Source organism: Nocardia sp. NPDC003183, assembly GCF_053590715.1.
Window position 1 is genome coordinate 149367 of record NZ_JBSFTG010000011.1, and the last position, 26556, is coordinate 175922.

The 26556-nt window shown below is 69.0% G+C and carries 22 protein-coding genes; 17 read left to right on the forward strand and 5 right to left on the reverse strand.

What is annotated here, in order from left to right; all coding sequences use genetic code 11:
- Positions 1–62 precede the first annotated feature (62 nt).
- The 12 genes from ACWDXS_RS26180 (at position 63) to ACWDXS_RS26235 (ending at position 8510) form a co-directional block, all read left to right on the forward strand.
- Positions 63–539 carry a YbaB/EbfC family nucleoid-associated protein gene (locus ACWDXS_RS26180; protein ID WP_101464408.1) on the forward strand — a complete coding sequence of 159 codons (477 nt, stop codon included), beginning with the start codon at positions 63–65 and terminating at the stop codon, positions 537–539.
- 175 nt (positions 540–714) lie between these two features.
- Positions 715–2472, forward strand: coding sequence for a hypothetical protein (locus tag ACWDXS_RS26185; protein WP_378993632.1), 1758 nt, complete (start codon positions 715–717; stop codon positions 2470–2472).
- Complete coding sequence (locus tag ACWDXS_RS26190) at positions 2469–3251, forward strand: ESX secretion-associated protein EspG (protein WP_378993631.1); 783 nt, start codon at positions 2469–2471, stop codon at positions 3249–3251. Before ACWDXS_RS26185 ends, ACWDXS_RS26190 begins: the two co-directional genes overlap by 4 nt.
- A gap of 29 nt (positions 3252–3280) precedes the next feature.
- Complete coding sequence (locus tag ACWDXS_RS26195; protein ID WP_378993630.1) at positions 3281–3613, forward strand: hypothetical protein; 333 nt, start codon at positions 3281–3283, stop codon at positions 3611–3613.
- 25 nt (positions 3614–3638) lie between these two features.
- Positions 3639–3935 carry a YbaB/EbfC family nucleoid-associated protein gene (locus ACWDXS_RS26200; protein ID WP_378993629.1) on the forward strand — a complete coding sequence of 99 codons (297 nt, stop codon included), beginning with the start codon at positions 3639–3641 and terminating at the stop codon, positions 3933–3935.
- A gap of 100 nt (positions 3936–4035) precedes the next feature.
- On the forward strand, positions 4036–4347 hold the full coding sequence (locus tag ACWDXS_RS26205; RefSeq protein WP_449969539.1) for a type VII secretion target: 312 nt from the start codon (positions 4036–4038) through the stop codon (positions 4345–4347).
- A 32-nt stretch (positions 4348–4379) separates the two neighbouring features.
- Entirely contained in the window at positions 4380–5714 is a 1335-nt protein-coding gene (locus ACWDXS_RS26210) for a hypothetical protein (RefSeq protein ID WP_449969542.1), read from the forward strand.
- A gap of 28 nt (positions 5715–5742) precedes the next feature.
- Positions 5743–6045, forward strand: a complete 303-nt coding sequence (locus ACWDXS_RS26215; RefSeq protein WP_358062216.1) for a PE family protein — start codon at positions 5743–5745, stop codon at positions 6043–6045.
- The gene (locus tag ACWDXS_RS26220) at positions 6045–7025 is read left to right on the forward strand and encodes a PPE domain-containing protein (protein ID WP_449969546.1); all 981 of its coding nucleotides are present in this window, start codon (positions 6045–6047) and stop codon (positions 7023–7025) included. The genes ACWDXS_RS26215 and ACWDXS_RS26220 overlap by 1 nt, the downstream gene beginning before the upstream one ends.
- Positions 7022–7813: an ESX secretion-associated protein EspG gene (locus tag ACWDXS_RS26225; protein ID WP_449969549.1), complete on the forward strand. Its 792-nt coding sequence runs from the start codon at positions 7022–7024 to the stop codon at positions 7811–7813. The genes ACWDXS_RS26220 and ACWDXS_RS26225 overlap by 4 nt, the downstream gene beginning before the upstream one ends.
- Before the next feature lie 42 nt (positions 7814–7855).
- Positions 7856–8185 (forward strand): WXG100 family type VII secretion target, encoded by a 330-nt coding sequence (locus ACWDXS_RS26230; RefSeq protein WP_378993625.1) that lies wholly within the window; start codon positions 7856–7858, stop codon positions 8183–8185.
- A gap of 31 nt (positions 8186–8216) precedes the next feature.
- Entirely contained in the window at positions 8217–8510 is a 294-nt protein-coding gene (locus ACWDXS_RS26235) for a WXG100 family type VII secretion target (protein WP_378632332.1), read from the forward strand.
- Between the two features lie 306 nt (positions 8511–8816).
- On the opposite strand, the gene eccE is transcribed toward ACWDXS_RS26235, so the two are convergent.
- The gene (gene eccE, locus ACWDXS_RS26240) at positions 8817–10556 is read right to left on the reverse strand and encodes a type VII secretion protein EccE (protein ID WP_378993624.1); all 1740 of its coding nucleotides are present in this window, start codon (positions 10554–10556) and stop codon (positions 8817–8819) included.
- Between the two features lie 118 nt (positions 10557–10674).
- On the opposite strand from eccE, the gene eccB reads away from it, so the two are divergent.
- The gene (gene eccB / locus ACWDXS_RS26245; protein ID WP_378993623.1) at positions 10675–12183 is read left to right on the forward strand and encodes a type VII secretion protein EccB; all 1509 of its coding nucleotides are present in this window, start codon (positions 10675–10677) and stop codon (positions 12181–12183) included.
- 49 nt (positions 12184–12232) lie between these two features.
- Here eccB and eccA read toward each other — a convergent pair whose 3' ends face one another.
- Complete coding sequence (gene eccA / locus ACWDXS_RS26250) at positions 12233–14074, reverse strand: type VII secretion AAA-ATPase EccA (protein WP_378993622.1); 1842 nt, start codon at positions 14072–14074, stop codon at positions 12233–12235.
- A gap of 157 nt (positions 14075–14231) precedes the next feature.
- On the opposite strand from eccA, the gene eccD reads away from it, so the two are divergent.
- From eccD to eccCa, 3 genes are read left to right on the forward strand one after another with little or no spacing between them, the layout of a single operon-like run.
- Positions 14232–15692 (forward strand): type VII secretion integral membrane protein EccD, encoded by a 1461-nt coding sequence (gene eccD / locus ACWDXS_RS26255; RefSeq protein WP_449969556.1) that lies wholly within the window; start codon positions 14232–14234, stop codon positions 15690–15692.
- Positions 15689–17101, forward strand: a complete 1413-nt coding sequence (gene mycP, locus ACWDXS_RS26260) for a type VII secretion-associated serine protease mycosin (protein ID WP_378993620.1) — start codon at positions 15689–15691, stop codon at positions 17099–17101. Before eccD ends, mycP begins: the two co-directional genes overlap by 4 nt.
- Before the next feature lie 8 nt (positions 17102–17109).
- A complete protein-coding gene (gene eccCa, locus ACWDXS_RS26265) occupies positions 17110–21177 on the forward strand; it encodes a type VII secretion protein EccCa (RefSeq protein WP_378993619.1) in 4068 nt (1355 codons plus the stop codon).
- A gap of 8 nt (positions 21178–21185) precedes the next feature.
- On the opposite strand, the gene ACWDXS_RS26270 is transcribed toward eccCa, so the two are convergent.
- Both ACWDXS_RS26270 and ACWDXS_RS26275 read right to left on the reverse strand, forming a co-directional pair.
- The gene (locus tag ACWDXS_RS26270; RefSeq protein WP_449969561.1) at positions 21186–21785 is read right to left on the reverse strand and encodes a GNAT family N-acetyltransferase; all 600 of its coding nucleotides are present in this window, start codon (positions 21783–21785) and stop codon (positions 21186–21188) included.
- Positions 21782–22591, reverse strand: coding sequence for a GntR family transcriptional regulator (locus ACWDXS_RS26275; RefSeq protein WP_378993617.1), 810 nt, complete (start codon positions 22589–22591; stop codon positions 21782–21784). The genes ACWDXS_RS26270 and ACWDXS_RS26275 overlap by 4 nt, the downstream gene beginning before the upstream one ends.
- A gap of 173 nt (positions 22592–22764) precedes the next feature.
- Here ACWDXS_RS26275 and ACWDXS_RS26280 point away from each other — a divergent pair, with 173 nt between their 5' ends.
- Positions 22765–23265, forward strand: a complete 501-nt coding sequence (locus ACWDXS_RS26280) for a DUF4254 domain-containing protein (RefSeq protein WP_378993616.1) — start codon at positions 22765–22767, stop codon at positions 23263–23265.
- A gap of 53 nt (positions 23266–23318) precedes the next feature.
- On the opposite strand, the gene ACWDXS_RS26285 is transcribed toward ACWDXS_RS26280, so the two are convergent.
- Positions 23319–26522, reverse strand: coding sequence for a nucleotide-binding protein (locus ACWDXS_RS26285; protein WP_449969565.1), 3204 nt, complete (start codon positions 26520–26522; stop codon positions 23319–23321).
- Between the last annotated feature and the right edge of the window lie 34 nt (positions 26523–26556).

The window sequence follows — 26556 nt, forward strand, 5'->3', positions numbered from 1 at the left end:
TGTGGTGTGCTCGCTAACCGACGGGCTGGGCGCGACGGCCCGCGAGTCGGAGGGAACCGGGAATGGCCAACGAGCACGCCAAGGCACAGATGGCGGACATCCTCGAGACTGTCCAGACCCAGATGCGTGCGATCGCGCAGGTCCAGCAGGACCGCGCCAAGATCATCGCCAGCGCCACCGTGCGCAAACGGGTGACGGTGACGGTCAACGCCGACTACAAGGTCATCGAGACGAAGTTCACCCCCGACATCGACGACCTCACCTACACCGAGATCGCCAAGGCCGTGACCGAGGCCGCGCAGCAGGCCTCGGTCGAGGTGGCCCGCAAGACGCAGGCGCTGATGGCGCCGATCCAGAGCGAACGCGCCCGCCTGCCGAAGATCACCGAATTGGTCGACGACATGGACGGTTTCGCGATTCCGCAGCCGGTGGAAGCCTCGCTGGAGCCGCCCAACTCGCCGGAGCGGGAACGACTCTCGACCGACGAAGAAGACGGATCCCGTGATCCGTCGCGGCCCGCTACCGACGCGGGCTGGTGATCGCGATGGTCGGAGATGGTCGAACCATCGCCACCAGTGAGATCGCTGCTGTACATGCGTAATTCATGTGACAGACCGTAGAATCGTTAGCAAGCCGTGCGAATCGGCGGTGTCGTGGTAGCGGTGCCAGGCGGGGCGCGAGGCGACACCGGTACGGACAGGGAGGGTCGACTTCATGACGGGACCATCGGCGCAGGATCAGTGGGCGGGGCTGCGTTCGGCAGCCTCGGACGGATCGCTGATGCTCGAGCCGTCGGCGCTGCCGAACCTGGTCGAAGCCGCCAACAACGCGCGCTACTGGGTCAACTCGGTGAAATCCCAGGTGGACATGGTCTCGAACCTGCCCGAGTTCTCCTCGCTGGAGTCGGGCAAACAGCTGTCGAAGCAGTTCGAAGGGAAGGCCGGTCAGCTGCAGACCGTGCTCGGCAAGCACGAGACGGTACTCGACAATGTCGCCAACACCTTTCTCGACGCGGCCCGGCATTACAAGGGCGCCGAGGACGGCAGCAAGGTGGATCTGGACGCGCTGCGCACCAAGATCGAGCAGGGTAGAAGCGCAGGCATGGCCAAGACGCCACTGCCGCCCACGGTCGTCCAGTTTCCGGCGGTGGCGACCGCGGTCAACTTGCCGAAGATCCTGTCCGACGGTAAAACCTTCGATCCGGCCGGAATGAAGGCGGAGGGCCCCGGCGGCTACAACTACAACGAACTTCAGGCGATCATGAATTCCCTGTCGACGGTTCCCGGGAATCTGGCTCACACCGCGTTGTATTGGGGCAGATTGGCAGGCTGGCTCAAAACGGGTTTCGACGACCTGAACGCCAAAGTCGAAGCGAGCAAGAAGAGCTGGACCAGCCCGGGCGGCGCCACGCGCGCCATGTCGGCGATGTCGGCCTATCACGAGGCCAACGGACTGCTGGTCGATCAGACCAAACAGGTGGCCGCAGCACTCGATTACACCGTCGGCTGGATCAACGCCACCTCCAAGGGGCTGGCGACCGCGCTCATGTTGCCCCGGTGCTACTCCGATCCCAACGGCTCGCAGGCACAGGCCGATAAGGAGGCCTGCGCCAAGAACGGCCGCCAGGTCATGTGGAACACCTACGTTCCCGGACTCAACAGCACCACGAGCCACATTCCCACGCTGCCCGATCCGACCGCGCCGTCCTCCGGGGACGGAACCGGCAACGGGAACGGAAACGGCAACGGGAACGGGAACGGGAACGGCTCCGGAAACGGCAGCGGGAGCGGATCGGGTTCGGGGAGCGGATCGGGTTCGGGCGACACCTCCGCCGCGTTCAAGAAGGCCATGGCGGAGCTGCAGGAACAGAAGTCCGGTAGCCAGCTGGGTAATGGCAGCGGGGATACCACGGGCAACGGCTCGCCGGGGTCGACCGGTTCGACGGGATCGACGGGGTCGTCCTCGACCGATCAGCTGACCTCGGCCCTGCAATCCGGTCTCGAACAGGCCAGTTCCGCCGCGCAGTCGGCCGTGGAACAGGCGACCTCGGCCGCGGAACAGAGTGCCCTGGCGGGTATTCCGAGCTCCGCGGCGCTCGGTTCCCTGCAGGACCAGGCCAAGAAGGCGCTCAGCGCGGCGAGCAAGGGCGGCGGTGGCGGCGGTGGCTCGGGTTCCGGCGGTGGTGGCGCCGGTGCGGGCGCCGCGCCGCTGTCGCCCAGTCTGGACAGCGCGTCCAAGCTGTTCCCGCGGGCTTCGGCCACCACAGGTATGGAGGGCTTCCGCACGGGCGTCGCGTCGTCGGCGGCCGGTTCGCCGATGGGTGGTATGCCGATGTCGCCGATGGGTGGGGCCGGCGGTGGTCAGGGCCAGCAGAAGGAACACAAGCGGGCCGACTACCTCGACTCGACGACCCACTTGGACGAAGCGCTCGGTGACGCGCCGATCGTCGCGAGGCCGGTGGTGGAACAGTGACGCCCACCTGGGAATTCACCGGCGACGAGTTCGATGCGCTGTGGGCAGGCATCGACGAGGAGTACATGCCGGACCCGTTCATCCACAGCAGTGAGCCGAGCACCTCCGATGCGGCGGAGTTCACGCTGAAACACAACTGGATGACGATCAAGCAGCGCTGGGGGCACGAGCTCGACGACATCATCGACGTGCTCACCCATCCCGATATCCGGCTGATCGTGCGCGGCTACGGCGGCGGCGAGCGACTCACCGATCCCGCGTTCTCGGTGCGCATGCTCGCGGCGCGCAAGGGCGACGTGGGCTATCTGGTGCGCCAGCGCCCCGGCCGCACCCTGTACCACGCTGAGGGATTCGTGATCACCCGCCATGATGCGCTGTCTCTCGGTGACGTCGTCGCAGGCCACCTGCCCCCGGCGGAAGCGGGGCGCGGCCAGGAGATCCGCCTCGACGAACCGGCCGACGACCAGCTCGATCACTCCTACGGCCGCTCGCTGGTTCAGCACTACGACGACGATGCCGCGGTGCGGACGCTGACCTTTCAGCAGGCGCCGCTCGACCGCGACGGTTTCATCGACATCGAGCAGGGCTGGTCGCGATTCGGTCCGCGCGGCATCGTGCGCTTGCGGCTGGGCTGGCGCGACCTGACCGACGACGGTCGCTACGTGCTGGTGCCCGGCACGCCGCGGGTGGCGGTCGGTGCCGATCGCAGGCGGGTGGTGTCGCTGATCAACACTCAGATCGCCGAAGTTGTCAGAGCCATCAGGGACGATCGGGCGTAATGATGCCGGGCCAGACGGAAGGGGGAGTCGTGGACGAGTTTCCGACCGAGTTCAGCGCGTCGTCGGTGACGGGCGCGATCGTGGTGCGTACCACCGAGCAGGGGTTGCCGGTGGGGATCACGGTGGATCGCGAACAGGTCCGCCGCGACCCCGCCGAGCTGGCCGCCGAGATCCTGCGGTTGTGCCAGAAGTCGGCCAAGCGGGCGGGTCTGGCACGGCGTAATCAGCTGGCGGAGGCTGGGTTCGACCCGGCGCTGCTGGCGGCGACGGGACTGCCCACCGAGACCGAGGTCGCGGCGGCGGAGATCGTCGAGGAGCAGGAATACGACACCGAGCCGGACAGCTGGCTGCGGTCGGTCTAGCGAGCGAAGAGGGGAGGACAAGGCGATGGTCGAGACCATGGACGAGCTGATCGCGAAAGTGCAGGGTCAGCTCTATCGGTTGCAGGATCTGGCCGATGCCACCAATGGCATCCGGGCGCAGGAAGTTTCGCCCGACGGCGCGGTGACGGTGACGGTCGACGGTGCGGGCGCGCTGGTCGGGCTCGAGTTCAGCGCGGCGATCGCCAAGTTGTCACCGGCGGATTTCGAGCGGGTGCTGGTACAGACCGCGCAGGCCGCCGCGCACCGCGCCTTCGGTGAGCGAGCCGAGCTGGTAACGGCGTACAACCGGGCCGGTACGTGAGATTCAACTGATCTTCACCGCAGATTTGTGTGGTGTCAGGGCCGGACGGGTAGATAAAGTAACGAAACACCATGGGCTGTTTCGAGATTGGACGATAGCCATGAACCATGTTACGGTAGTTCCGGACGCAGTTCGTGCGTACGCGGGTGCCTCGGCCACGATGGCGGCGGGGGTCGCCCAGGCAGGCGCGGTCGACCAGGTCGCCACGATGGCCGCCGCGGTGCCCGTGTTCGGCCTGATCGGCCAGGAATTCCTGATGTCGTTCGCGTACGCGCAGGCCAACCACCTCACCTCGGTGGCCCAGCTGGCCGCGGTGCACGCGGGTACCGCGTTGACCGCTACTCAGGCCGCCGCTACCTATGAGGGCGCCGACGGCGCGTCCAAGCTGGGTATCTCGGCGGTCGATCAGTAGCGATGACGTATCCAGGGGGAGATTCGGCCGGCGTGGCAGCGTCGGTCGATCCGACTGTGCTCGAGGTGCTGCGCGGTAGTTCGTTTGCGCCGATGCTCGATCAGCCGGTGAGCCAGGTGCTCGGCTCGATGGGGTTGCCGCAGCTGCCGCAGCTGCCCGAGTTCATCCAGCTGCCGGAAATGCCCGCGCTGCCGACGATCGATCTGACGGCGCTGATGCAGCCACTCACCGAGCTGGCCTCCGCGTTCGGCACCGGTGCGCTCGGCAGTACCGGCGCGACCTCGGGCACCGGTACGTCGAGCAATCCCGCTGAGGCACTGACGAATATCTCCTCGGTGCTCGAGACCGTGATGTCGCTCGGCTCGACCGCGCTACAGACGGTGATGCAGCTGTGGCAGAGCGCCGCGGCGACGGAGGCGACCACCAAGGCGACCGCGGCCCAGTCCGACGGCGCCAAGCTCGCCACCCAGAGCACCCAGGAGAAGGCGGTGCTCGCCCAGGCGGCGGGCAATGTCGCGGTCGGCGGCGCGAAGCTGGCCGCGGTGATCGCCCGGTACTCGGCCACCCTGGCGCTCGCTCCGCTCTACGTGCTCACACCGGGTGGTCAGGCGGTGCTGATCGCGGCGACCATGGAGGCGATGGCGGAGGGTCTGGCGATCACGGCCGAGACCAAGGCCGAGATGGTGGCGCGCAGCGGCGAGATGGTGCAGGCTGGTGAGAAGGTCGAGGTGACCAACGCGCCGTCCGGCGTCGACGCGGGCAGCGAGTCGCTGAGCCAGCTGATGAGCCTGATCACGCCGTTGATCAGTACCGCGAGCACCGCGGTCTCCTCGCTCGGTTCGCTTGCCGAACAGGTGAGTTCGCTGTCGACCAGTACCACCGGCTCGACGACCACCGGTACCGAGATCTCCGCGACCGGTGAGGAATCCGCCGAGGAGCTGGCCGCCGCGAGTGGCGGTGCCGGCGGAGGCGGTGCGATCGGTGGGGTCGGTGCGATCGGCGGCGTCGGGTCGTCGTCGTCACCACTGAGTCCGTGGCAGGGCGGTCGCGCCAGTGGTCTGTCCACTGTGGGTGCCACCGGTGCGGTCGGCGGCGCGGGCGGCACCACCTCCGGCGGCGCGAACATGACCACGGCATCGGCAGGCGGCTCGTCGCCGGGAATGATGCCGATGGGCGGTGCCGGCGCGGGCATGCCGATGGCGCGCGCGGTGGAGGGCGGCGGCAACGAGGCCGTGCACTCGCAGCTGGTCACCGGAAACCACGGCGACGAAGTCGTCGGCCAGATCGCGGGGGTGGCGACCCCGGTCGTCGGCGCCGCCGAACCGGTGGTCACCGATGCTCCGCCGGACAAAGAACTCTCACTGTGACGCGGCACGACCATGACAGGAGTGGCAGATGAGTAACACCTTCGAATTCGATTCGGCCGCGGCGAGCAAAGCCGCGGCAGCGCTGGACGGCATCGCCGACCGGCTCACCACCGAACTGACCGCCGTGGCACCGGCGCTGCACGTGGCACCGGCCGGTACCGAGGAGGTGTCGGTGCGCGCCGCGAACACGGCCAACGGCGTCGCCGACGACTACCTGACCGGCGCCGAGGCGGGTGCGCACGAGATGAACAAGCTCGCCGCCACCTTGCGCGCGCAGGTGAGCGAGTTCGACCAGATGGAAACCGACAACACCAGCGGCTTCAACGGATAATGATCGAACCACCGCAGCCCGGCTTCACCGGAGTGGTGTGGGAGGCGCGCGAGCCCGACAAGCTCGCCACCGACCTCACCGCCGGTGCCGGACCGATGCCGATGGCCGACGCGGCCGCCGCCTGGACGCGGCTCGCCGCGGCCTTCGGCGCGGCCGTGCTCGACTACGAGCAGGTGCTGCAGACCTTGCGTGGTTCCTGGAAGTCCGGGAGCAGCGAGCTCGTGTGGGAACGGATCTCGACGCTGCGCGAGTGGTTGCTCGAGACCGCGGCGGCCGCGACCGCCAACGCGGCCAGGATGCAAGCCCAGGTCCTCGCCTACGAGGTGGCGGCCATCGCCATGCCCAATACCGCCGACATCGCCGCGATCACGGCGATGCAGCAGGCACTGGAACAGGTCGGCGCCGCCCTCGGTGCGCCGATCAAGGCCATCGCGGCGCAGACCGACGCCGATGCCGACATGGCCAAAGCCGTTGCCTCCCGGGTGATGCGCAGCTACGAGGCGGCCACCGAACCGCTGGCGACGCCGTGGTTGCACGCGCCGCCACCGCCGATCGCCCCGGAAGCCGCGCTCACCGGCGAGAAGTCGGGTCAGAGCGCGTCGCCGACGCCGAGCGTCGGGGCGATGCCCGGGATCGGCGCGATCGGCCTCGGCGCGCTGCCGTCGATGCCGACTCCGGTCCAAACCACTTACCGCGCACCGACTTTCGTTCAGTCAGCGACCACGGTCGGAGCCACCACACAGGCGGCGCCGGTCACCACCACCCCGGCCGGGCAGTCCGCGCCGCTCGTCCCCGGCGCGATGGCGCAAGGCGGCGGCCAGGACTCGGCTGCCCGCTTCCCGCGCGCGGGCCTGGCCTACGAGGAGTCCGACCAGCTGGTCGCCGAAGGCGAGATCCAGGCCGCGCCCGCGGTGCTCGGCGTCGCCGAGCGCGCCGCCGCGCAGACCGGCGGCACCGCCACCGCGGAGGGACGGCCATGACCACGCTCACCAACGACGCGCTGCTCGCCGTCGCCGACCGGCTCGGTGTGCAGACCCTGCCGCTGGTGCTCGCCGTCGGCCCGCAGCAGGACACCTTCGACGCCTGGCGCGCGGCCCGCGACGCCGCGGTCACCGAACTCACCGCCACCGGTATCTTCGACAGCTACGGCGATGTCGAACCCGATTTGGCGGGCGCGCTGCACACCCTGGCCCAACCCGACGCCGAACTCGTCGCCCGTGGCTACGGTGACGACGGCAGGCGGCGAATCTGCTTGGCCCGCCGCGGTTCCGGTCACGCCAGCGCGATACGCACCGGCGAGACCTTCGAGATCGCCACCGATGCCATCGACGGATCCGACCGCGAACTCGCCCGCCTGCTACTGGCCGCGCTGCCGACTTGCGCGCCCGCCGAGGTAGCGCCGGTGAGCGTCGCTGCCGACGACTTGGCGGCGCGCCTCGACGCGGCCGGCACAACTTCCCAGTACGTGGACGCGATGTATGCGCTCGGTATCGACGCGCACCAGGCGACCGTGCTCGGCGCGGCCTTCGGCACCTGCCATGGCTACACCGAGATCGTCGCCGTAGTCCACCACGACGGGCTGACCACCCGAGCCCCTGGCGCGGTCGCGGTGTACGACACCGCGCGCGGCCGGATCGTCGTAGCGCCGATGACGGCGCCCGACGGGCAGGTGTGGTCGACCATCACGCCGGGCACCGATCACCGCCTCACGCAGGCGATCGGTGCGCTCCTCGAGGGGCTTCCCGGTGGGGGGTGGCGGCCAGATTAAGCCATCTCTCGTTTCAACCATCAAGTAGGAAAGGTTCGGCACATGCCCCCTCAGGGACCAGTAGGTGTAGAAGCAGGCGGCGTAGACGGCGTCGTCTCCAAGCTCGAAAGCAGCATCGGCAACCTCCGCACGTCGGTCGGCCAGATCGATGACGCCGCCCAGGCCGTGCTCCGCGGCTGGAAGGGTGACGCCTCCGACGAGTTCGTGAAGGTCGCCCAGGCCTGGCACGACGAGTCCGATGCACTGAACAAGAAGTTCGACCGGCTCACCGAAGCGGTCAGCTCCGGCAAGTCCACCCTGGTGAACATGGACGGCCAAGGCCTGTCCGGTGGCGGTTCCACCGGCGGTGGCGGCGGCTACACCAACCTCTGACCGCGATTCAGACACGAACAGGAACTGAGCTATGACCATTCTTTATGATCCCGCGGCGATGAACGAGCTGTTCAGCGACCTGCAGACCTACGGCGGGAAGATGAAGGGCGAAATCGACGAACTCGAGGGCGCCGCTTCGGATTTCCGCAACAACCTGCAGGGTGACCAGGCGATCTCGACCTTCGACACCGCGCACAAGAACGTCACCACCGAGCTGACCGACACGCTCGACAAGCTCGACAAGCTCGCCGCTCAGGTCGAGTCCGCGCTGAACCGCGCGCTCGAGGCCGACGGCAAGGTCGGCGACGGTTTCGCTGATTTCTAGGAGCTGAGTTATTGGAGCGCTGGTGCGCTCGAGCGCGGCCCCTGAGGGGCCACCCGAAAAACGGGGCGGGACTCGTGCCTTCGGCACTTTGTCCCGCCCCGTTTTTCGGGCGGCCGGGCCGCTACGCCCGCTGCGCGGGCGAGGGCCTCCTCGAGGTCGGCCCGTGGGGGTTGGGTTGTGCGGGTCGGGCTCGTACGGGGTGGACCCGTGCGAGGTCGGCCCGTATGGGGCTCGGTTGTGCGGGTGGGTGGCTGGTGCTGGTTCGCGGTGCGGTTTTCCCGAACTGGGTGTGAAGTCGGGCGATTCTCAGCGGGCCGCGAGTGATTCGCCGATGTAGTGCATTTCGTCGGGGGTGGTCACCATCGACACTGTCGCGCTGCCGGTGCTGGTTCGGACCGTGATCCGGTTCGGGGCGTACGGGTCCTGGATGAGGGTCACGTCGGGTGGCAGCGCGTCCGGATCGCGTTCGGTGGTGCGGATTTCGACGAAGGTCGCACCGCCCAGGTGGGTGGTCGGCGCGATGCCGTCGAACACCAGGACGGTGGTGGTCGGATACGGCGCCGCGGGGACGGGTGGCGGGCCGGGGGGCGCCTGTGGGGTCGCGCCCGCGGCGCGTGGCGCGATCGACAGCAGCTGGGGGGTAGCCAGATTGGCGACCATCGACTGCCACGCCTGCGGGCGCGTGGTGTGCACGACGGCGTGCGCGCCGAGCGCGGTGGCCCGCAGGACCACCTGCTGAGCCAGGTCCAGGTTCCCGATCACGTCGACGTGGCGTGTGCCCGCGCCGATCAGCGGGACGGCGATGCCCTGGCCGCGTTCGTCGGCGCCGATCAGCTGGCCGCAGCCGGTCGTCGGCACGGCGATGTCGGTGAGTGCGGTGAGGGTGCCTCGGTAGCCGTCGCGGCCACCGAGGGCGTCGGCGGCGCCGATGGGCAAGGTGTCGAGCAGGATTCGCCGCTGGCTGCCGGGGAGCTCGCGCAGACCGGCGATCGGCGCCTTGTCGTAGGGCTCCACCGAATCGAAGCGGACCACGGCGTTGAGCACGACGGTCCCCGCCTTGTCGTCCGCCCGGCCGATCCGGCCCGCGCCGGGGTGCAGGCGCAGGGTGACGGTGGTCGACAACGTGGGCAGCGACCAGATCTCGGCCAGCCCGTTGGTGCCGATCATCGGTGCGGTGAGCTGGTAGTGGGTGAGATGCCTGCCGTACTCGGATTCCAGGCCGTGCGCCGACTCGGTCAGCCGCAGCGGATCGAAGCCGTAGGACAGTTCGCGCAGCGCGCTGTTCATCTCGGTCGCGGTGAGCACCGCGGTGTCGATGCCCTGGGTGGCCAGCCGATTCGCGACCCGGCGGGTGGCGATGATCATGGTGCGCAGCGCACCGGTCGCACCGCCGCCGCGCTTGTCCACCGCGGTCGCGTTGGCCACGGGGTCCAGGCGCAGCACGAGCCAGCAGGTGCGGTGCGCGATGGCGGGCAGCGGGCCGAGAATCCGGTTGTACAGCTGTGCGGCCGCGCCGGTGCCCGCGGTGCGCGCGCCGGTGGAGATCACATCGATGCTCACCAGGCCCACATCGAATTGCTCGAGGCAGCGCGCCACTTCGGTGAGCGGCAGCAGCTGGTCGGCACTGAGCGAGCCGCGACGCAGGAGAGTGAGGGTGTCCGGCGGCGGGTCGATCCGCAGCATGGTGAGCAGCAGATCGCCGTCCCAGCGCACCCCGCAACCGCCGCCCTCCGGCAGCGGTACGTCGAACGCGGGCGCCCGATCGAGGGTGTCTGCGCGGCCGCGCAGGCGACGGGCCAACCAGTCGCCGATGCGGACCGCCGGGGGCCGTCGCCGGATCGGCACGAGCCCGATCAACAGCACGACCGCGGCGCCGCCGATCGCGCCGTAGACCGAATCCGTCGTCGCCAGCACGATCCAGGCCACGATCGCCGCGAGTATCGCGGTCGGCACACACGCACGCAGCGGGTACATCCGGAACAACCAGAATTCCGGGTCACGCAGGGTGTCGTAGACGTGTGCGCTGCCGGTTTGCCCGGCGTTCATACTGTTGTTCAAAGCCGTTGTCCCCGCTTGGCGTACGTCGAATCATGGTGAAGGACAAGTTCCGGATTTACGGTACCGTGTCCGACGAGATGGTGATCAACTCAGCAATGGAGTCCCTGTGCCGGCACAGCTGACAACCAAAGCCCAGGTCAATGGTTATCGCTTTCTGCTACGCAGGCTCGATCATGCCCTGGTCCGCCGTGACGTGCGCATGTTGCACGATCCGATGAAGTCGCAGAGCCGGTCGCTGATGGTCGGCGCGGTCCTCGGTCTGATCATCGTGGCAGGGGCGGCCATCCTCGGCTTTCTGAAACCACAGGGCGCGATCGGCGACGCGCTGATCGTCACCGGGAAGCAGAGCGGCGCCATGTATGTGGTCGTCGAGGCGAAAGAGGGCGAGAAGACCCTTCACCCGGTGCTCAATCTGGCCTCGGCCCGGCTCATCGCCGGCGACGCGCAAGCCCCGAAATCGGTGAAGGACGACAAGCTCGGTTCGATGCCACGTGGTCCGCTGCTCGGCATTCCCGGCGCCCCGGCGGCCATGCCGGGGTCCAAGCAGGGGTCGAGCTCGAATTGGACGCTGTGCGAGACCACCCCGCTCTCGGCCGCGGGGAGTGCGTCCGGCGCGGGCGGCGGCCTCACCACCGCCATCGTCGGCAAGCTCGAGACCGGCGACCGGATCGGCGCGGTCGGCGCCGACGACGCCATGCTGATGCGCCACAGCGACAAGACCTTCCTCCTGTACAAGGGCGCGAGGGCCGAGGTCGACCCGACCAACTCGGTGCTCGCCAGGACGCTCGGGCTGACCGGTCAGCAGGTCCGTCCGATCGGTAGCGCGGTGCTCGGCGCGACCACCCAGGCCCCGCCGCTCGCCGTGCCGACCATCGAGCGCGCGGGCGAACCCGGCCCCGGCAAACTGTCGAATGTGCCGATCGGCGGGATCATCTCGGTGACTGGCGTGGAGGCCGCGGGCAAGGAGACGATGTACGTGGTGCTCGCCGACGGCGTGCAGCGCGTCTCGGAGTTCACCGCCGACCTGCTGCGCAACGCCGATTCGCGGGGTATGCGCGAGATCGCCGAGCTGGCGCCGGATGTACTCGACCGGATGCCGATGCTGCACACCTTGCCGATCGACGCCTTTCCCGAACACAAGCCCCGGATCCTGTCCGCCGAGGACGCCCCCGTGGCGTGCGTGAACTGGGCCAAGGACCCCGGTGAGGCGACCGCGCAGGGCAAGTCGGTGGACGGGCCGACCGAACGCGCCACGGTGACGTTGCTCGCCGGAACGAAACTGCCGCTGGCCGGATCGGCCAAGCCGGTGACTCTCGCGACCGCCGACGGTTCGGGCAACCGAATGGATGCCGTGTACCTGGCGCCGAGCACCGGCGAATTCGTGCAGGTCACCGGCGTGGAGCCGGGGAGCTTGCGGCGTGAATCGCTGTTCTATGTGGCCGACAACGGGATTCGCTACGGCATCCCCGACGCCGCGACCGCCGCGGTACTCGGCCTCGGGGACAAGCCGAAGCTCGCGCCGTGGTCGATCATCGGCCAGCTCGTCCCCGGCCCGACGCTGTCCGCGAAAGACGCACTGACCAGCTACGATTCGTTGCCCTCGGCCAGTAAGTAGCCGAAAAGAGCGGGGCCTGGCGCGCATTCGCACCGGGCCCCTTCGGCGTTCAGCCCAGGTTCGGGATCTGTCCGATATTGAGGGTGGCGACGATCCCGGCGAGCGCGGTCCGCATGTCCGGCTCCTCGATGCGCATCAGCACGTCGTCGTCGACCTCGGCCAGGTCGAGCCCGTCGGTATTGGCCAGCCGGAACTCGCGTTCCTCTTCCGCCGACTCGATCACATTGCGGATGAAGCGACCGTTGCCTGCCAGGTCCACACCGCGGCGCGGTTGCCCGCTCTGGTCGGTGCTCTCCAGGTTGTACAGGTAGTCGCAGGTCTCGATCAGGGTGGCCAGCGACTCCGGCGAGAGTTGGGAATCCCGGCTGCCGGCCACGATTTCGCCGATCTGCCCGAGTTCGGCGGCCGTGTAGGAGGGGAACTGCAGACGCTTGGCGAAACGCGAGGCCAAGCCGTCGTTGGCGGCGAGCAACCGGTCGATCTCGCCGTCGTACCCGGCGATGATCACCACGAGCCGATCGCGGTCGTTCTCCATACGCGCCAGCAACGTGTCCACGGCCTCGCGACCGAACGCGTCACCGCCCGAAAGTCCGGTCTGGATCAGCGTGTAGGCCTCGTCGATGAACAGCACGCCGTCCATCGCGCTGTCGATCAGCTTCTCGGACTTGATCGCCGTGCCGCCGAGGTTCTGGCTCACGAAGTCGACACGCTTGGCCTCGACCACCTTGTCGGTCTTCAACAGCCCGACACCGCAATAGATCTTGGCGACCACTCGCGCGATGGTGGTCTTACCGGTACCGGGCGGGCCGGTGAAGGCCAGGTGCTGGCCACGGGACTGACTCGACAGGCCCTTGCCCGCACGGATCTTGGCCAGCTGCGCCGAGGACTGCAGCTTGGCCACCTGGTTCTTCACCGAGGCCAGTCCGACCTGCTTGTCGAGCTGTGCGCGGGCCTCGGCGAGCACGGTCTTCGCCCGGTCCTCCGCGGCGGCTTCGTTCATCGAGGCCAGCGTCGGCGCCGAGCCGGAATCCCACTTGTCGGTGCGCGCGTCGATCACCTCGCGGCTGGTGACCACGATCCGGAAGGTGCGGTCGCGCATGGCGGTCGTGTTGGCGGCGAAATCGGGCAGTTGCGAGTAGACCTGCTCGAACAGCTTCTGAGCCTCGGCCTCGTTGCCCGATTCCCGCAGGCACAGGCCACGGTTGTACATGGCGGTGAACTTGGCCGACGGAATCGGGCCCGCCTCGGCCTGTTCCATCCGCCGGATCGCCTCGCCGAACAATCCCAGCTGCGCGCACGCGGTGCCCACCATCACATTCGCACCGGTGGCCAGATAGGGGTCTTTCCAGCTTTCCGAGCCGGCCAGCACGGTCATCACATCCGACCAGCGCTGCGTGTTGTAGTGCAGGATGCCGCGGATGTAGGAGCTGATCCGATCGTCGATCTGCTTGTCGGGGTCGTCGGCGCGACCGCCGCGCAACCTCGCCAGTTCGTCGAGAACCTGCTCGGCTTGGTCGTAGTCGGTGTCGGCGATCAGCTGCGATGCCCAGGCCAGCCAGATCTCGGTGAGCCCGGCCAGCGGGTAGTCGATGTAGAGCCCGGGCAGGAACCGGCCGGCCATGGCGCGCGGGGCGAGGCCGATCCTGCGCTGCTCGCGACCGAGTGAATCAAGGCTGGTCCGGTGCAGATTGAACAGCACCTCCTTGGTCACCTCGCCGGCGGCCGCGCGGCCCAGCCACGCGTCGCACATCGACGAATCCCATTCCGTCGCGCGCTGGAAGGCCAGCTTCGCGTACTCCTCGTCGCGCGCGGACTCCTGACCGTCGATGGACAGACCGAGCGAGAGGACGCCCGCGTCGAAGGCGCGCTGAGCCTGGCGAATGTCTGGCATGTGGTGTCGGACCCCGAAATCTTCCTCTGATGGACAGCTGGTGTTCAATCCGGCGGTAGGACTTCGATCGCGCCGGTTTGCCCTGTCCGTTAGATTAGGTAACGCTGCCGTGTGGTCGCAACGGAAGTAGTCAGCTACGACTGAGAGTTCATCACTGGTGTCGACGTTGTTAGGCAATGAGCCCGAACTATGCCGAGTTTCAGTGATCGGGGGTGATACGCAGCTCGACATAGGTCTGCCCGCCACGGTGCCGATCGCCGGATTCATCGGTGATCTGGTGGCGCTGATCCGTTCGCGGGATCCGCGCCTGCCCGACGGCGACGAGGACTCCGCTCCGATCAGCGCCCAGCACTGGACGCTGGCGCGACTCGGGCAGGACCCCCTCGCACCGAGCCGCACGCTCACCGAGGCCGAGGTCTACGACGGTGAGCTGCTGGTGCTGAGCCCGGTGACCCGCAGGGAGTCGCCCGCGCTGTTCGACGACGTCATCGACGCCGTATCCCGGCTCACCGCAGGCGAGTTCCGCGGTTGGTCCGGATCGGCGGCCCGCTGGGCCGGGCTCGTGCTGGCGACCGTTTCGATCATCGCCGCGCTCGCGCTGTTGATCGTCTCGCGCACCCACACCGATCCGCTCGCGCCGGCGTTCGCGCTGCTCGGCACCGGGATCGCCGCGTCGGCGGCGGCCGGAATCGCCGCGCGGAAATTCACGGATTCGATTACCGCGAACTGGCTTTCGCTGGACGCGCTGCTGCTGTTGTTCGGCGGTGGTGCGCTGGTGGTGCCGGGTGTGCTCGGTGCGGGCAGCCTGTTGCTCGGCAGCGTGATGCTCCTGGTCGCCGCGGTGATCGGGTATCGGGTCACCGGAATCGGAGCCGGATTGTTCGCCGCCGCGATCACGCTCAGCGTGTTCGGCGCGGTGTCGGGTGTGATCTACCTGATCTGGCATCCGGGGCTGGCCAAGCTGTTCGCCGGGGTGCTCGTGGCGGCGGTGATGCTGCTGTCGTCGGTGCCACGGCTGGCCGCGGTGACGGCACGGCTGCCTATTCCGCCGGTGCCCACGGCGGGCGGGGCGATCGATCCCGCCGATCACGAACAGCGCCCCACCATCGAGGGCGTCGGCGCGGTCGGCGCGATCGCGCTGCCTTCGGCGGCCGGGCTCGGCGAACGTGCCCGGGTCGCGAATCAGATCCAGACCGGCCTCGTTGTCGCCTGCGCGCTCGCCGCGCTGATCGGTGCCGTGGGCGCGGCCGACCCGTTCGGCTCGTTCCACTCCGGCGGCGTCGCGCTCGCGGCGGTCGCGGGGATCGTGCTGTGTCTGCGCGGTCGCTCCTACGCTGACCTGGTGCAGGCCGCCACGCTGATCATCGCGGGCGCGCTCACTCTGTTCGCGTTGCTCACGGGCCTCGGCCTCGGCCACGAATCGCTCGAATTCGTCGCGGTGGCACTGCTGTTGGCGACCGCGGGTGCTGTGATCGGGTTCGGCGTCATCGGACCCCATGTCGAAGTGACACCGGTGACGCGGCGGATGATCGAGATCTTCGAGTACCTGTTGATCATCACGATGATCCCGCTCGCGCTGTGGGTGATGGATGTGTACTCGACCGCCCGCAACATATGACCGGCGCAGCCATGCGGCGCGCGCTGCTGCGGCTCACCTGTGCGGCGACCGTGCTCGGCACGGTCGCCGGATTCCCGGCGCCCGCGGGCGCCATCGCTCCGCCGCGCATCGATCCGGGCGCGCTCGACGCCGCGCTGGCGCTGAGTGGTAGGCCGGCTCCACTCGAGGCGACCGAACAGCGCGAACTGTGTGCCGAACCGGTGCTGCGCGGCAACGCCCCGGTCGAACCGCCGATGTCGCAGCAGGTCCTCGATCTGCCCTCGGCCTGGCAGTTCAGCCGGGGGGCCGGGCAGAAGGTGGCCGTGATCGATACCGGCGTCAACCGGCATCCGCGCCTGCCCGCGCTGCAAGCGGGCGGCGACTATGTGAGCGATACCGACGGCACCGTCGACTGCGACGGCCACGGCACACTGGTGGCGGGCATCATCGCCGCCCGGCCCTCGCCCGACGACGCGTTCGTCGGGGTCGCCCCGGACGCGGAGATCTTGGCCATCCGCCAGCTCAGCCTCGCCTACGACCGCAAGGACCGGGCCGGTTCGGTCAAGGAGGACGGTGCGCTGCGCAGCGACGGCTACGGCAGTGTGCTCACCCTCGCCGGTGCGGTCGTGCGCGCGGTGGACATGGGCGCCACCGTGATCAACATCTCCGAGGTGGCCTGCACCGCAGCCGGTTCCAATACCGCCGACGGCGCGCTCGGCGCCGCCGTGAAATACGCCTACGACCGCAACGTGGTGGTCGTGGCGGCGGCGGGCAATGTGGAGCAGGGCGGGCCGTGCCAGAACCAGAACGAGGGGTCCGGCTGGAGTTCGGTGACCACTGTCCCGTCCCCGGCGTGGTTCACCCCGTACGTGCTGTCGGTCGGTTCGGTCGACGCCGACGGCCAGCCCTCGGCGCTGTCGCTGCGCGGGCCGTGGGTCGGGGCCGCCGCGATCGGCCGCAACATCGTGTCGCTGGACAGCAAGCCCGGTGGCACCGGGCTGGTCGACGGCGTGCAGACGATGGAGGGTGTGCAGCCGGTCGACGGAACCAGTTTCGCCGCACCGTATGTCGCGGGGTTGGCCGCGCTGATCCGGTCGCGCTTTCCGGACCTGTCCGCCCAGCAGGTGATCGAACGGATCACCCGCACCGCGCACGCACCGGGGCGCGGCCGTGACGACGCCATCGGCGCCGGTCTGATCGACCCGCTCGCGGCGCTCACCGCACCGTTGTCCGCCGAGCCGCCCAGCAGGGGCGCCGACATCGGCCATCCGATCGCCGAACCCTACGTGGCGCCGGAACCGGATTCCCGCCCGCGCCAGGTCGCGATCGCCGGATCGCTGTTGCTGTTGGCCGCCTTGGGAATCGGCGCCGCGTTCGGGTTCCCGTTCCGCCGTCGCGGTGTTGACCTCAATCAGGAATTCGAGGAGTAGAGGGTTCGATGGCAACCGAAGGTTTCGTCCGTCGCCCCCGGATCGCGCCGCCGCGCGCACCGGGTGGTGAAGTAGCGCTCACCCCGCCGCCGGAGATCCAGCGCGCCATCCCGTCGCCGCTGATGATGAAGCTGATGCCCGTCATCATGGTGGTGGCGGTGGTCGGCATGATCGCGATGATGGTCACGATGGGCCGCAATCTGCTGGCCAATCCGATGATGATGATGTTCCCGATGATGATGCTCATGTCGATGGTCGGCATGATGGCGGGCATGCGCGGCGGTGGTCCCAAGCGCGCCGTCGAGCTCAACGAGGAACGCAAGGACTACTTCCGGTATCTCGACCAGGTGCGCAAGGACGTGCGCACCACCGGCACCAAACAGCTCGAGACGCTCGGCTGGAGTCATCCCGAACCCGCCGATCTGCCCTCGCTGATCGGTAGCAGGCGGATGTGGGAGCGCCGTCCCAACGACCCCGACTTCGGGCATGTGCGGGTCGGCGTCGGCAGCCACCGCCTCGCCACCAAGCTGGCCAGGCCCGAAACCGGCCCACTCGAAGACCTCGAACCGGTGTCCACGGTGGCGCTGCGCCGTTTCGTCCGCACGCATTCGGTGGTGCACGAACTGCCGACCGCGGTCTCGCTGCGGGCCTTCCCCGCCATCAATATCGGTGGCGACCTCGACGAGGGCCGCGAGCTGGTGCGGGCCATGCTGATGGAACTGACCACCTTCCACGGGCCGGACAATCTCGTCGTCGCCATCGTCTGCGCCGATCCCGATACGCACTGGGCCTGGGCGAAATGGCTTCCGCACGTGCAGCATCCGTCGGTGCGCGACGGACTGGGCTCGGCGCGGATGATGTACACCTCGCTGGGCGAGCTCGAATCGGCGTTGCAGACCGAGCTGATGGAACGCGGCCGGTTCATGCGCAATCCGCAGCCCACCCAGGGCCGGTTGCACCTGGTGGTGGTGATCGATGACGGCTACATCAGCGGTAACGAGCGCACCATCAGCGAATCCGGCCTCGACTCGGTGACCGTGCTCGACCTGACCGCGCCGGAGAACGGACTCGCGGCACGCCGCGGCCTGCAACTGGTCGTCGCCGACGGCGCGGTGTCGGCGCGCAGTGCCGCCGGGGTGGAACGGTTCGCCACGGCCGACGAGGTCAGCTCGGCCGAGGCGGCGGCCTTCGCGCGCTCACTCGCCCGCTACCGGCTCGCGACGGCCGCGCAGATCGTCAGCCTGGGGGAGGGCACCACCAGCGACCCCGGCCTGATGGCCCTGCTGCGCATTCCCGACGCCGCCCAGATCGACCCGGCCAGGGTGTGGCGACCGCGAACCGCGCGGGAACGCCTGCGGGTGCCGATCGGCATCACCCCGGACGGCACGCCGGTCGAGATCGACATCAAGGAATCGGCCGAGAACGGCATGGGCCCGCACGGCCTGTGCATCGGCGCCACCGGCTCGGGCAAGTCGGAGTTCCTTCGTACGCTGGTACTTTCGCTGGTCACCACGCATTCGCCGGATGCCCTCAACCTGGTGCTCGTCGACTTCAAGGGTGGCGCGACGTTCCTCGGCCTCGACTCGCTGCCGCACGTCGCGGCCGTGATCACCAACCTCGAGGACGAGCTCTCGCTGGTCGACCGCATGAAGGACGCGCTCGCCGGTGAGATGAACCGCCGCCAGGAACTGCTGCGCTCGGCGGGCAACTACGCCAACGTCACCGACTACGAGAAGGCAAGGGCGGCAGGCGTTCCGCTCGACCCGCTACCCGCGCTGTTCGTGGTGGTCGACGAGTTCTCCGAATTGCTCTCGCAGAAACCGGATTTCGCCGAACTGTTCGTGATGATCGGCCGTCTCGGTCGCTCGCTGCACGTGCATCTGCTGCTGGCCTCGCAGCGCCTGGAGGAGAACAAGCTGCGCGGCCTGGAATCGCACCTGTCCTACCGGATCGGTCTGCGCACCTTCTCGGCCAACGAATCGCGCGCGGTACTCGGCATCACCGACGCCTACCACCTGCCCAGCGTGCCCGGCGCGGGCTACCTGAAAAGCGATGCCTCCGAACCGCTTCGGTTCAACGCCAGTTACGTCTCGGGTTCCTATGTCGCGCCGGTCGGCACAGTCATCGACGACGACGGCGCGCCGGTCGGCGGGCAACGGCCCGTGGTGTTCACCGCGGCCCCCGTCGAAGCCGCCGAGCTCGAGCCGGAACACGAGGAGACCGACCCGATCCTGCGCGGTCGGCCGGAACTCCCACCACCGCCCCCGCCCGGTGGTCAGAGCGCCGAGGAGGGTATCCCGGATTCGTTGCTCGACGTGGTGGTCAAACGGCTGACCGGGCACGGCAGGCCCGCCCACGAAGTGTGGCTGCCACCGCTGGAGGAATCGCCGACCGCCGACATGTTGCTGCCCGACCCCGACTGGCGATCGCCGGTGAACCGGCACGGTCAGCTGTGGATGCCGATCGGTGTCATCGACAAGCCCTACGAGCAGCGCCGCGACGTGCTCACCATCAATCTCGCGGGCGCACAGGGCAATGTCGCGGTGGTCGGTGGCCCGCAGTCGGGCAAGTCGACCACCTTGCGCACGATCATCCTGGCCGCGGCCGCCACGCACACGCCCGAGCAGGTGCAGTTCTACTGCCTCGACTTCGGTGGCGGCAGCATGGCCGGTCTGGTCGGGATCCCGCACGTCGGTTCGGTTGCCGGTCGTCTCGACGGCGATCGGGTCCGGCGCACCATCGCCGAGCTCACCACCCTCATGCGGCAGCGCGAGGAACGATTCGCCGAGCTCGGCATCGAATCCATGGCCGAGTTCCGCCGGCGCAAGTTCTCCGCGCTCGAGGCGCGACAGATCAACGGGACCACGGCCGCACCGGGCGACCTGCTCGCCGCCGACCAGTTCGGTGACGTGTTCCTGGTGATCGACGGCTGGGGCGCCATCCGCGAGGAATTCGACATCCTCGAACCGCTGATCAATGCCATTGCCACCCAGGGTCTTTCCTTCGGCGTCCACCTGATGATCGGCGCCTCGCGCTGGGCCGAGATCCGGCCGGTGGTCAAGGACCAGGTCGGTACCAGGCTGGAGCTGCGCCTGGGCGACCCCGGTGACTCGGAGATGAATCGCCGCACCGCGCACCAGGTTCCGGTCGGCAGGCCGGGCCGGGGTCTCACCCGCGAACAGTTGCACATGCTGATCGCGTTGCCCCGCCTGGATTCGGACTCCGATCCGTCCACGGTCGCCGACGGTGTCACCAGGGCGCGCGAAGAGCTCATCGCGCTGTATCCGGGACGCCGTGCCCCGCAGGTGCGCATGCTGCCGCTGAGCTTCCCGCGCGACGAGGTCGTCGCCACCGCCAAGGGACAGGGCGTGAAGCTCGACCGCAGCAAGGTCGTCGTCGGTCTCGGCGAGTCCGAATTGCAGCCGCTGGTACTGGATTTCGGTCTCGAACCACACTTCATGGCCTTCGCGGACGTGGAATGCGGCAAGACCACGCTGCTGCGCAACATCGTGATGAGCATCGCCGAACAGTCCGACGCGTCCGAGGCGCGGGTCATCCTGATCGACTACCGGCGCACCATGCTCGGTGTGCTCGAGGGCGATCAGCTGGCCGGATACTCGACCTCGTCACAGACCTGTGGGCCGATGATCGCCGAGGTCGCGGGCTACCTGGCCAAGCGAATTCCCGGTTCCGACATCACCCAGCAGCAACTGCGCGAACGCAGCTGGTGGTCCGGCCCGGAGATCTATGTCGTCGTCGACGACTACGACATGGTGGTCACCGGATCGGTCAACCCCTTCGCCCCGCTGCTCGAATACCTGCCGCAGGCACGCGATATCGGCCTGCACCTGGTCGTCACCCGCCGCATCGGTGGCGCGTCGCGTGCGCTGTACGACCCGGTGCTCGGCGCGATGAAGAACCTGTCGGTGCAGACGCTGATCATGAGCGGTTCCCGGGACGAGGGAAAGCTGATCGGCGATGTCCGCCCGAGCAAGATGCCGCCCGGCCGAGGCACGCTGGTCTCCCGCAGCCAGGGCATCGAACTCGTGCACATCGCCGACCTGCCACCGCTGTAACCGCGCACTCAGCCGGGGAAGTGATCCATCAGCGGCAGTGCCGGGACGGAACGCCGGTGCGCCGGGCGGCGGACCGGTGAACCGCACCAGCTGTCGGTGCGGCGTTCGAACAGCGCGCAGGACGGGCCCCTCGCCAGTGGGTCGGCGATGCGGGCCAGGGTGAAGCCGGCGCGGCGGTAGTAGTCGTGCAGGTGGCGGTTGGCGGTCCAGGCATCGAGGCGGACCCAGTCCCGGTGCTTCTGGTCGGCCAGCCGGGCGGCGTGGGCGAGCATCCGGTGCCCCACCTGCAGACCCGCGAACCGCAGGTCGACGATCATGAAGTGCACGATCACCGACTCGGCCAGCTCCCACGTCGACCACAGGCCGGGATCGGCTCGCTGGTTGACCGTGATCGTCCCGGCGGGCTCACTGTTGACCTCCGCGATCCACGTCTCACCGCGATCCAGCGCCCGCCCGACCGCCCCGGCGAAGATCTCGATCGGTCGACCGCGTCCCGCCACCGTCCACTGATCCGACCCGCGTGCCGTCAGCCACGACGTGCGCTGCACGCGCAGGCGGCAGATCAGCGGCAGGTCGCCCAGGGTGGCCGGGCGCAGGCGCACCGTCATGGCAGCGCGACGGCCAACCCGGGTGCGATGCCCAATGTGCGGGCGATGACGTCGGTGCCCGTGTTGTCGCCGAGCTGATAGGCCAGCTGGTTGCGGCCCGCCAGGGAACGGTGGCGGGTGGCGCGGGTGACGCGTTCATGGTTGGCGCCGATGCGCAGATGGTCGAGCAGGACGGTGCCGGTGGCGACGCCGAGCACTGCCGCTTCTTCGGCGGTGGCGGCGCGCGCCAGCACGGTGTCGCGGTGGGCGGTCTCGCCGTAGCCGCGATCGGCCAGACGGCGGGTGGTGCCCTCGGGGATGTCGTGTGGCGAGTCGATGCCCGCGGCTTCGGCGAGGTCGCGGGGGTAGAAACTCACCTCCCACGACCACGGTTCGTTGTCCAGGTACTGCACCACCGTGCGCGCGAGCACCCAGGAATCGGCGGCGACACCGAGCCAGCGCGCGACTTCGGTGTTCGCGGGTTCCATCCTGGTGCTGAATTGCTTGGACGGTTCCCGGTTGGCCGCGCGCGCGATCTCCTCGAAGATGTCGTGTGCCGACCTGGGCCGATCGCGCCGGATGTGGTCGGTGACCACCGACTCCAGGACCTCCTGGTTGCGCACGATGGTGCCGCGGGAAGTTGCTGTGTAGACGAGATTTTCGGCGACGAGCACCTGAATCGCGTTGCGCGAGGTGGTGATCGAGACCTGCATCTGATCGGCGAGCTCGGAGTGGCTGGGTAACCGGTCGCCCGGTTTCCATGTGCCCGCGTGGATCTCCTCACGGAGGAGGTTCGCGATCCGGAGATAGGTCGGACCGTCCGCCATCATGCTCCTCGGTAGGTCGTGCAGGTAACGAAGTGTACTCGTATCGGTTACCTACGGCCGAGTAATGCTTGACAGAAAGCTTGCGAGGTTTATTGTAATGAACGTCCTGATCCGGTGCTCTGCGGCGATGACGGCGAGGCAACGTGGCTGGTTCGGAGAGTTCTACAGTTGTAATGGCTTTCCCCGACACAGTGCGGAGTGTCGATACCGCCGGGCTCCCGGCAGCTACCGGTCTGTTACCCCTCTCCGACATTCTCGTCCGGGCGTGTCGCGGACATCGGGTGGTCGGCGGACCGCTGCTGTGGTTCGCGCGTGATCTGGCCGTGCTGCACGAGAAACGGATCGTCGGGCGCGGGGGGCGAGTCGACACCGATCCGGTGGTCCTGCGCGAAATCGACTGCCGGCGTAGTGAACTGGTGCTGGCGATCGACGACTGGGTTTTGCGGGCCATCCCGCAGCACCGCCTCGGCGCCACGCTGCACACGGAGACCGTCGGCTCGGTCATCGACCGCATGGCCGAGGCTTCCGTGCGAGCGCACCACGCACTGATGACGCTGGCGGCCAACGACGAAATGCTGCACTGCGCGTGGCACCACCTGGCCGAACTGGCCGACGCCTACGACGATCTGGTGCGTGACGTACTGGCCGGGCGCAGGCGGCTGCCCGAGTGGTGAGCTAGCCCTTCGACCGCACACCACGCCCCGCGGGGCGTGGTGTGTCGTGCGTGTCAGCCGAGGCGGTGGTGGTGGACGCCGAACTCGTCGGCCACCGTCGCCGCCAGTTCCACGTACGCGCGCTTGGTGGTCTTGTGCAAGCGGTGCAGGTCGATCTCGGCGCCCTCGGAGAGGTGCTCGTCGAACGGGATGATGTGAACGGCGCGGCAGCGGGACAGGAAGTACTCGCGCAGCTGCTGGACACCGACGTTCGGTGAGCCCTCGCGCGGGAGGTTGATCACGACCACCGCGTTGCGGACCAGATGGTCGTGGCCGTGCAGGGACAGCCAGTCCAGGGTCGCGGCGGCGCTGCGGGCGCCGTCGATGGCGGCCGAGGAGATGAGCACGAGCGAATGGGCGAGGTCGAGGACGCCGCTCATCGCCGAGTGCATCAGACCGGTGCCGCAGTCGGTGAGGATGATGTTGTAGAAGCGCTGCAGGATGCGGGCCACGGCCCGGTATTCCTCGTCGTTGAACGCCTCCGACGCAGCCGGATCGCGCTCGCTGGCAAGGACTTCCAGGCGACTCGAGCCCTGGGAGGTGTGCCTGCGGACATCGGAGTAGCGCTGGATCGCCGGGTCGAGCAGCAGGTCGCGCACGGTCGAGCGGGTCTGGATGGCGACGCGCTGCGACAGGGTGCCGAAGTCGGGGTTGGCGTCGACGGCGATCACTCGGTCGCCTCGGATCGAGGCGAAGATCGAGCCGAGACCGGTGGTGGTGGTGGTCTTGCCGACGCCGCCCTTCAGTGAGAGGACCGCGATGCGGTAGTCGCCGCGCACAGGCTGGCGGATACGGGCCACGAGTTCCTGTAGACGCAGCTCCTCGGCGGACATCCCCGGGTTGATCGCACCGCCGGACACGTGATGCACGGCCTTGCGCCAACCACTGCCGGGAGCCTTCTTGGCGCGCTTGACCGGGACGTCGTCGAGCGAGGGCTGGTAGCCCTGTGGCTGTGCGCCCCAACCCGGTTGGCCGTAGGGCTGCTGGTGGCCCTGCTGGTAGTTGCCCGGCTGCTGGTACTGCTGCGGCGCGTTCGGCTGCTGGTACTGCTGTGCCGGTGTGCTGTCGGGCTGGTATTGCGGGCCGGGCCCGTTGGGCTGGTTGTACTGCTGCGCGGGCGTGCCGTCGGGCTGGTACTGCTGACCGGGGCCTTGCGGCTGCTGGTACTGCTGTGCCGACGTGCCGTCGGGCTGGTACTGCGGAACGGGCGTGCCGTCGGGCTGGTACTGCGGGGCCGGACCGTTCGGCGGGAACTGTTGCTGCGCCCCCTGATTCGGCTGCTGATAGTGCGGAGCGGGGGAGCCGTCCGGCCGATACTGCTGCACGGGGGCGCCGTCGGGCTGCTGCGCGGGTGCGGCATCGGGCCGATACTGCGGTGCCGCGCCCTCGGGCCGCTGGGCGACGCCGTCGGGACCGTACGTGGGCAGACCGTCGGGCTGCTGGTGCTGGGCCGGGGTGCCGTCGGGGCGGGGATACGGCGACGCGGTGTCGGCCGCCTGCACGAATTCACCCGAGCGATACCCGGTCTGCGCGGCGCGTGCTTGTTCCGCGGGGTTCGTGCCACCCTGCCGATTCGCCTGCCCGTGCTCACCCGGCGCACTGCCTTGTAGCCGTGGATCATCGGACCGGTACACCTCGGTCCGCCCATCCGGCGCATGCGTCGGCGCGACCGGTGTCGGGTCACCGGGGACCGAGTTGTACTGCGTCGCGGGGTAAGCCGACGGCGGCACGCGCTCGCCCGATGCGTACGGCGACCGCTGCTCGGTAGCCGGCGGCTGTTGCGGAGCTACGGACTCGGCGGAGCTGTACGGCGACCCGTGTCGTGACGCGACCGCGTCCTCGTCGGGCGCGGACCGCCCGTCGGCCGAGTGGCGCGCACCGGTTGTCGGCGATTCGGTGGCCTCCGCGGCGGTCGTCGCCGGGGATGGTTCGGCCACCTCGGCAGCTGCGCGACGAGGCGGTGTGGCCTGCTCGGCTTCCTGGAACGACGACGGCGGGCGTGGTTCCACATCGGCGGACTGCGCGACCTCGCTGGGCGCGGGTGTCGACGGTGTGTCTGTGGCGTGTTGTTCGACCTCGTCAAGCGCGGTGACCCACGATGGCGCATGGTCTGCCTGCTCGACCGCCTGATCGGCGCCGATCGGCTGAGGTTCGGCGGCGACCGGCCGAGATTCGGCGGTGGTCGGCTGCGGTTCGGCGGCGACCGGCCGGGATTCGGCGGTGGTCGGCTGCGGTTCGGCGGCGACCGGCCGGGGTTCGGCGGTGGTCGGCTGCGGCGGGACGGTCAGGCGCGGTGGGGCCTGGGTCGGACGCGCGGGCGGGTCCGGCAGCGGAGGGGGCGGGGGAAGGTCGGGGCGCTGCTGGTTCGGGCCGAGCGGGGTGAAGCCGGTCGACGGTGGCGCGGGCGTCCGGGTCGGGAGCGCGTTCGCGGCGTGGTCCACGGCCTCGCTGGTCGGCGCGGGTATTGCCGGGCCCGTGTGTGTGGGCACGCTGGTGGGCGACGGCGGGAGCGGAGGGGGTGTGCCGGTGGATGTCGGCGCGTGATCTGCCGGTGGCTGACTTGCCGACCACGGAGCCGCTGTCGACGCCTGACCGCCTGCCCACGGCGCCGGATCCGCGGCCGAGGGCCCCGGAATCGACGACGGACCGTTGGTGTCCGGTCGCGGTGCCGGATCCGCCGATGACAACGGCGCGTTGACCGGGGGAGTCAGCGGGTTCGGGGCGGCCTGCCACCCGGCGTTCGGCTGTGGCCACCCGGCGTTCGGCTGTGCGGGCGCGGCCTGCTGGTATTGCGACGCGTCGCGGCCGGTCTGGGGTGCGGGCTGCTCGTAGGTGGGCTGCGGACGCGGTTGCTCGTCGCGGCGGGGCTGCTGGTGGGACGGGCCGGGGATCAGCGGGTCGGCGGGCTGCTGCGGGGTGGACCAGCCGGAACCGGACTGGTGGGTCGGCTCGGCGGGGCGGCGCTGGTCGACAGCCTCGCCCGGACGTGGGGTGGCTGCCTCTTCCTCGGATTCGCGATCCTTGCGGCGGCGCCTGCCCTTTTCCTTGCGCGGCGCGTCGTCACCGCGCCCGCCCATGAAGCGGCGGCGTTTGGGTGCGTCGTCGATCTCGTCGTCCTGGGGCAGGTTCTCGACCGGAGCCTCGTAACCGACCTGTGTGACGTCGCTCTCCGACAGCCACGGCGGCAGCATGGGGAGGCTGTCGTTGTTGCGGCTCACCGGCACGCCTCGCTCACCAGGGTCCCCCGATCTG